General features: G+C 68.9%; 8 protein-coding genes. 5 read left to right on the forward strand and 3 right to left on the reverse strand.

The window, feature by feature from the left end; genetic code table 11:
* The first annotated feature begins 137 nt into the window (after positions 1 to 137).
* The 3 genes from ABDW35_RS29710 (at position 138) to ABDW35_RS29720 (ending at position 3,281) form a co-directional block, all read left to right on the forward strand.
* Positions 138 to 1,310: an acetyl-CoA C-acetyltransferase gene (locus ABDW35_RS29710; protein ID WP_343717459.1), complete on the forward strand. Its 1,173-nt coding sequence runs from the start codon at positions 138 to 140 to the stop codon at positions 1,308 to 1,310.
* 109 nt (positions 1,311 to 1,419) lie between these two features.
* Positions 1,420 to 2,142 carry an acetoacetyl-CoA reductase gene (gene phbB / locus ABDW35_RS29715; protein WP_343717460.1) on the forward strand — a complete coding sequence of 241 codons (723 nt, stop codon included), beginning with the start codon at positions 1,420 to 1,422 and terminating at the stop codon, positions 2,140 to 2,142.
* A 125-nt stretch (positions 2,143 to 2,267) separates the two neighbouring features.
* Positions 2,268 to 3,281: an FkbM family methyltransferase gene (locus ABDW35_RS29720; protein ID WP_343717461.1), complete on the forward strand. Its 1,014-nt coding sequence runs from the start codon at positions 2,268 to 2,270 to the stop codon at positions 3,279 to 3,281.
* 7 nt (positions 3,282 to 3,288) lie between these two features.
* Here ABDW35_RS29720 and ABDW35_RS29725 read toward each other — a convergent pair whose 3' ends face one another.
* Positions 3,289 to 3,642 carry a helix-turn-helix domain-containing protein gene (locus ABDW35_RS29725; RefSeq protein WP_343717462.1) on the reverse strand — a complete coding sequence of 118 codons (354 nt, stop codon included), beginning with the start codon at positions 3,640 to 3,642 and terminating at the stop codon, positions 3,289 to 3,291.
* Between the two features lie 137 nt (positions 3,643 to 3,779).
* On the opposite strand from ABDW35_RS29725, the gene ABDW35_RS29730 reads away from it, so the two are divergent.
* Positions 3,780 to 4,796, forward strand: coding sequence for an NAD(P)-dependent alcohol dehydrogenase (locus ABDW35_RS29730; protein ID WP_343717463.1), 1,017 nt, complete (start codon positions 3,780 to 3,782; stop codon positions 4,794 to 4,796).
* Between the two features lie 38 nt (positions 4,797 to 4,834).
* On the opposite strand, the gene ABDW35_RS29735 is transcribed toward ABDW35_RS29730, so the two are convergent.
* On the reverse strand, positions 4,835 to 5,404 hold the full coding sequence (locus ABDW35_RS29735) for a hypothetical protein (protein ID WP_343717464.1): 570 nt from the start codon (positions 5,402 to 5,404) through the stop codon (positions 4,835 to 4,837).
* A 368-nt stretch (positions 5,405 to 5,772) separates the two neighbouring features.
* Complete coding sequence (locus ABDW35_RS29740) at positions 5,773 to 6,180, reverse strand: RidA family protein (RefSeq protein ID WP_343717465.1); 408 nt, start codon at positions 6,178 to 6,180, stop codon at positions 5,773 to 5,775.
* Positions 6,181 to 6,284: 104 nt separating this feature from the next.
* Between ABDW35_RS29740 and ABDW35_RS29745 the strand changes: the two genes are divergently transcribed.
* Positions 6,285 to 6,408: LysR family transcriptional regulator (locus ABDW35_RS29745; protein WP_343717466.1), on the forward strand; the 124-nt coding region annotated here is incomplete at its 3' end.

The raw sequence follows: 6,408 nt of genomic DNA on the forward strand, positions 1-6,408 counted from the left end.
TATGCATCGATCCCCTCCCCCCTTCCGACCTATCCACCCGTCGTGGTTGCGCGGGCGGAACGGGCATGGCTATCGTCACCTTAGCGCAATTCGACCGGTGCGGCCCGGCCGCGCCGAACAGCATAGGGAACGCCTCCATGGGCAATGTCGTCATCGCCGCAGCCGCGCGCACGCCGGTCGGGGCCTTCAGCGGCGCCTTCGCCGCGGTCCAGGCGCATGAGCTGGGCACCGTCGCCATCACCGCGGCGCTGGGCCGGGCCAAGGTCGACGCCGGCGAGGTCGACGAGGTGGTGCTGGGCCAGGTGCTGACCGCCGCCGCCGGCCAGAACCCGGCGCGCCAGGCCGCGATCGCCGCCGGTATCCCGAAATCGGCCACCGCCTACGGCATCAACCAGGTCTGCGGCTCCGGCCTGCGCACCGTGGCGCTGGGCAGCCAGGCCATCGCCCTGGGCGATGCCCGCATCGTCGTCGCCGGCGGGCAGGAGAGCATGTCGCTGGCGCCGCACGCGCTGCATCTGCGCGCCGGCACCAAGATGGGCGACGCCAAGATGGTCGACACCATGATCCGCGACGGGCTGTGGGACGCCTTCAACGGCTACCACATGGGCAACACGGCGGAGAACGTCGCCCGGCAGTGGCAGATCACCCGCGAGGAGCAGGACCGCTTCGCCCTGGCGTCGCAGCAGAAGGCGGCGGCGGCGCAGCGCGAAGGCCGGTTCAAGGACGAGATCGTCCCGGTCACGGTCAAGGGCCGCAAGGGCGACACCGTGATCGATGCCGACGAGTACCTGAAGCCGGACACCACGATCGAGGTGCTGGCCAAGCTGCGCCCGGCCTTCGACAAGGAGGGCACTGTGACCGCCGGCAACGCCTCCGGCCTCAATGACGGCGCCGCGGCGCTGGTGCTGATGACCGAGGAGGAAGCCGTCCGCCGTGGCATCACCCCGCTGGCGCGCATCGCCTCCTGGGCCACGGCCGGCGTCGACCCGGCGGTGATGGGCTCGGGCCCGATCCCGGCCAGCCGCGCGGCGCTGAAGAAGGCCGGCTGGACCGCCGAGCAGCTGGACCTGGTCGAGGCCAACGAGGCCTTCGCCGCCCAGGCCTGCGCGGTGAACAAGGACATGGGCTGGGACCCGGCCAAGGTGAACGTCAATGGCGGTGCCATCGCCATCGGCCACCCGATCGGCGCGTCCGGCGCTCGCATCCTGACCACCCTGCTCTACGAGATGGGCCGGCGGGACGCCAAGAAGGGCCTGGCCACCCTGTGCATCGGCGGCGGCATGGGCATCGCCCTCTGCGTCGAGCGCTGAGAGGCTCTCCGAGATCGGCGCCTCCTCACCGGGGCGCCATTTCCGGGGCCGCCCGCCGCTCTCTCTCGTCGCGGCGGCGGCCCTTCAATCCAACCCTGGGAGGGACGCTATGGGACGTGTAGCGGTTGTGACCGGCGGGACGAGAGGGATTGGCGAGGCGATCTCGCTGGCCCTGAAGGAGAAGGGCTACAAGGTCGCCGCGACCTATGCCGGCAATGATGACGCCGCCCGCGCCTTCAGCGAGCGCCACGGCATCAGCGTCTACAAATTCGACGTCGCCGATTTCGAGCAGTGCCAGGCCGCGATCGCCAAGATCGAGGCCAAGCTCGGGCCGGTCGAGGTGCTGGTGAACAACGCCGGCATCACCCGCGACGGCACCATCCACAAGATGGACCGCCAGGCCTGGGATGCCGTGATCGACACCAATCTCGGCTCCTGCTTCAACATGTGCCGCTGCGTCATCGACGGCATGCGCGCGCGCAATTTCGGCCGCATCGTCAATATCGGTTCGATCAACGGCCAGGCCGGCCAGTACGGCCAGGTGAACTACGCGGCGGCCAAGTCGGGCATCCACGGCTTCACCAAGGCGCTGGCGCAGGAAGGTGCCGGCAAGGGTATCACCGTCAACGCCATCGCGCCGGGCTATATCGACACCGACATGGTGCGTGCCGTGCCGCCGAACGTGCTGGAGAAGATCGTCGCCAAGGTGCCGGTCGGCCGCCTGGGCAAGGCGTCGGAGATCGCGCGCGGCGTGCTGTTCCTGGTCGATGACGAGGGCGGCTTCATCACCGGCTCGACCCTGTCGATCAACGGCGGCCAGCACATGTATTGAGGGGGCCGGGGAAGGGCCGGAACCGGCCCTTCCCATCGGCGAGTTGACCGCGGCCATGAACACCGCTTAATCGGCGTCGTCACTGCGTTGACAGTACGATACTGCGGCGAAGCGAGGGGACGTCGATGTTCCGGGGAGCCTTCAAGTATCTCGGCCGGGCCATGGCCATCGGCGCAATTCAGCACCTCGCCGACAAGGGATATCTCCGTGCCGCGGACGCAAGGCTCAACCACATCGAGGCGGCACTGCGTGACCTGACGGCGTTTCCCCCGACGCCCCAGGCCTCGGAGGAAGCGCCCGCCGCCGGGGACGGACGGCTGATCGAGCTCGACCAGATCCCGCCGTTCCGGATGAAAACCCACGATTACGGCGATGATCAGTTCGTCTCGCGCTCGATCATCGACAGCGGCAATTGGGAGCCGCTGGAAACCGAGATCGCCCGCCGCCTGCTCCCCAATTTCAGCCTGTTCGTTGATCTGGGCGCCAATATCGGGTGGTACAGCGCCCTGGCCCGACAGATCATGCCGCATGGGTCCACGGTCCACGCCTTCGAGCCCGATCCGCGCAATTTCGATCTGCTCGTCGAGAACGCCCGGGGCAACGACACGGTGCGCGTCCACACGGTCGCGGCGGCCGTGTCGGACACCATCGGCTCGGCCAGCCTCTATCACTCGGCCGGGAACCGGGGAGACCATCGACTCTACGCTTCGGACGAGGACAGGCCGTCCATCACCGTCCCGGTGACGACCCTCGATGCCTATTTCGGAGGCCGCCCCCTACCGCCCTGCCTGGTGAAGATGGACACGCAGGGCAGTGAGCCCCGCATTTTCCGAGGCGGGAAAACAGTCTTGAGCCCCGGGGAGCGGCTGTCGGCCCTTCTCGTCGAATTCTGGCCCTACGGCATGTCGAATGCCGGCGAGGATATCGACGGCTTCATCACGCTCCTGTCCACCTATCCCCAGCACCCCTTCCTGATCGACCACGCCGCCCACCGGTTGCGGCCGGTCGCATGGGAGGAGCTGCGCCGGCGCAGCCTGGACGATCTGGCGCCACCCACACAGGGCTTCGTCGACCTGGTCATGGTGACGCCGGGTTCGCCCGCCTTCCTGGCCGTTGCAGGACTCATCGACGCCGGTTGACGCGGCGTTACGCCGCCTCGGCCGTGCTCTCGACCCGGTTCCGGAAGCTCTGGCCCCAGGCCTTCATGGCGTCGAGCACCGGCGCCAGCGTGCGGCCGTACTCGGTCAGCGAATATTCCACCCGCGGCGGCACCTCGGCGAAGACCTGCCGGTGCACGATACCGTCCATCTCCAGCTCGCGCAGCTGCAGCGTCAGAGAGCGCTGCGAGACGCCGCCGAAATGCTTGCGCAGCTCGCCGAAACGCCGCGGCCCGGCCAGCAGCTGGTACAGGATCACCGGCTTCCACTTGCCGCCCATGACGGCCAGCGTGACCTCGACGGCGCAGCCATAGGGCCGGCGGGCCTGGTCTCTCGGCGGCATTTCACCTCCATAGGTGCAAAAGAGTATCCTATGGCAAGAAATGTTGCCTTCTTGCGTGAAGGCCTGCAAGCCGCAACATGGCGCCCATGCCGCCGGCGATCGGCGGTGATCCCGAACCCCTTCGGAGACCTTGAGCCATGCGCCAGTTCCGTTTCCCCCGCATCGGCAGCATCGACGACCTGACCCTGGCCGAGACCGAGATCCCGACGCCCGGCCGCGGCCAGGCGCTGGTCCGGCTGCGCGCCGCTTCGCTGAACTATCGCGACCTCATGGTCGCCACCGGCCGCTACAGCCGCGGCCCGGCCCTGCCGGACCTCGTGCCGCTGTCGGACGGTGCCGGCGAGGTCGTGGCGGTCGGCCCGGACGTCACCCGGGTCAAGGTCGGCGACCGGGTCGCCGGCATCTTCATGCAGAGCTGGATCGGCGGAGAGATCGACGCCGCGGACCACGCCAGCGCCCTGGGCGGCGCGGCCCATGGCGTGCTGGCCGAGTATCGCGTGTTCGACCAGGACGGGCTGGTACACCTGCCCGACCACCTGTCCTTCGAAGAGGGCGCCGCCCTACCTTGCGCCGGGGTGACCGCCTGGAACGCCCTCTATGGCGGCCAGCATCCGCTGCAGCCGGGCGAGACGGTGCTGGTGCTGGGCACCGGCGGCGTCTCGATCCTGGCGCTGCAATTCGCCCATGCCGCCGGAGCGCGGGTGATCGCCACCTCCTCCAGCGACGCCAAGCTGGAGCAGGCCAAGGCGCTGGGCGCCGCCGAGCTGATCAACTACCGCCGCCATCCGGAGTGGGAGAAGGAGGTGTTGCGCCTGACCGGCGGGCGCGGCGTCGACCATGTTATCGAGGTCGGCGGCGCCGGCACCGTGCCGAAATCGATCGCCGCCACCCGGGTCGGCGGCCAAGTCCAGCTGATCGGCGTGCTGACCGCCGGCAGCCCGTTCGAGCCGACGCCGCTGATCGGCCGGTCGGTGACGCTGCGCGGCCTCTATGTCGGCTCGCGCCAGATGTTCGAGGCGATGAACCGGCACATCGCCCGGGCCGGCATCAAGCCGGTGATCGACCGGGTCTTCCCGTTCGAACAGGCAAAGGCTGCCTACCGTCACCTGGAGGCGGCCGGCCATGTCGGCAAGATCGTGATTGCGATCGGGTAGCGGTCAGGCCGGGGCCGGCATCTTCCGGCCCCGCCTGCCTAATGCTGGGCTGGCGGGTCGGTCAGGAGGCCCAGCTCACCGGCCGGCCCCCCCCCGGCCTGCGGCAGGATATCGTCCGCGGTGAACGGCTTTCCGTCCTGCCCGAGTCCACGCAGGTAATAGTGGTCCGCATCCACGCGCTGGTAGAAGAACGGCCTCGGCGCGCCGCCCAGCCGGACGTCCGACGGGTCGATCACCATGACCGCCGAGTCCTTTGGCAGCGACGCACGCAGCTGTTCCAGCGAGTCCGGATACGTGCCGTTCTGGAGCCGGTAGACCTCTATGGCCGGAAGCAGGCCGTTGAGCGTCGTCTGGGCCAGCTTGGCGCGGAGGTCATCATAGACACCACCGCGCTGCACGAAGCCGAAGTAGAACAGGGCGCCATACAGCAGAATCGTCAGCAGTATGCCGCAGGCTCCGAGGATCGCGAGCTTCCTGCCGCCAGTCTTCTTCGTCACCAGTCCCCAGACGATCGCGATGACGCCGAACGGGACACCGATCAGCGGGATGAAAGACAACCCGCCGACCACGAACGGGAACCCGCTGAGCTTCTCGCTTTTTACCGTCATGGCGCCCCCGCCGATGAAATCGAGCCGGTGCGGCCGGCGGACCGGAATTGTCGCACAGCACACACGGCCCCGGGTCGGCCGTCCAGCGGAATGACGGGCGCCGGCGAAGGACGCCTACCGCCACCTCGAGGCGGCTGGCCATGTCGGCAAGATCGTGATCAAGATCGGGTGATCTCAGAAGGGATCGCGGGGCGGCCTTCGCCAGCCCCGCGACCTCCCCAGCCCCAGATCCGCCCGGAGGTGATCGGAGAGGTCGCCCGGCCGCAGCATGGGGCGACGGCGCCTCAGTGACGCGAGCGACAGCAGCTTTCCGGCAAGGCGGCGCAGCGCCGTCGGCAGCCTGGCCCGAGGGAGAGCCATCATCGCGCTCATCCCGGCACCACCGCCAGCACGTCGAGCTCGAACAGCAGCCCGTCGCGGAAGAAGCGCGAGACCTGCAGCGTCGTGCTGGCCGGCGGGGCCTCCATCTTGACGTACCGGTCGCGCACCTCGCGCAGCGTCGAGATCTGCGAGGGAAAGTCGGTGACGAACATGCCGAGCCGGATCACGTGCTCGAAGCGGCTGCCGGCCGCGGCCAGGCCGGCCCTGACATTCTCGAAGGCCTGTTCGGCCTGGGCGGCGAAATCCGGCCCGGCGATCGAGCCGTCGGGGCGGATGCCGACCTGGCCGGAGAGCTGGACCAGCCGGGCGCCGGCCGGGATCAGGACCATCTGGGAGTAGCCGTTCGGAGCCGGCATGGTGTCGGGATTGAGAAAGGTCAGGGCGTCGGCGGGCATCGCGGTCCTCCTGGGCGGAAAGAATGCCCGGATGATCCGCCCTGCCGTCTCTCCGAACCACGCAGGGCCTCGCCGCGGATCATAAGCGGGGCTTATACTGAACCATGCCGACCGACAGCCTGCCCCTGCCCGCCCTGCACGCCTTCGAGGCGGCGGCGCGGCATGTCAGCTTCACCCGCGCGGCGGAGGAGCTGGGGCTGACCCAGGCCGCCGTCAGCTATCACATCA

The sequence above is a fragment of the Inquilinus sp. genome (assembly GCF_039594555.1).
GTDB lineage: Bacteria > Pseudomonadota > Alphaproteobacteria > DSM-16000 > Inquilinaceae > Inquilinus.

Excerpts from the sequence above, each read along its gene's own strand:
- ABDW35_RS29710 (WP_343717459.1), top strand. The coding sequence starts at position 138 with ATGGGCAATGTCGTCATCGCCGCAGCCGCGCGCACGCCGGTCGGGGCC.
- phbB (WP_343717460.1), top strand. The coding sequence starts at position 1,420 with ATGGGACGTGTAGCGGTTGTGACCGGCGGGACGAGAGGGATTGGCGAG.
- ABDW35_RS29720 (WP_343717461.1), top strand. The coding sequence starts at position 2,268 with ATGTTCCGGGGAGCCTTCAAGTATCTCGGCCGGGCCATGGCCATCGGC.
- ABDW35_RS29725 (WP_343717462.1), bottom strand. The coding sequence starts at position 3,642 with ATGCCGCCGAGAGACCAGGCCCGCCGGCCCTATGGCTGCGCCGTCGAG.
- ABDW35_RS29730 (WP_343717463.1), top strand. The coding sequence starts at position 3,780 with ATGCGCCAGTTCCGTTTCCCCCGCATCGGCAGCATCGACGACCTGACC.
- ABDW35_RS29735 (WP_343717464.1), bottom strand. The coding sequence starts at position 5,404 with ATGACGGTAAAAAGCGAGAAGCTCAGCGGGTTCCCGTTCGTGGTCGGC.
- ABDW35_RS29740 (WP_343717465.1), bottom strand. The coding sequence starts at position 6,180 with ATGCCCGCCGACGCCCTGACCTTTCTCAATCCCGACACCATGCCGGCT.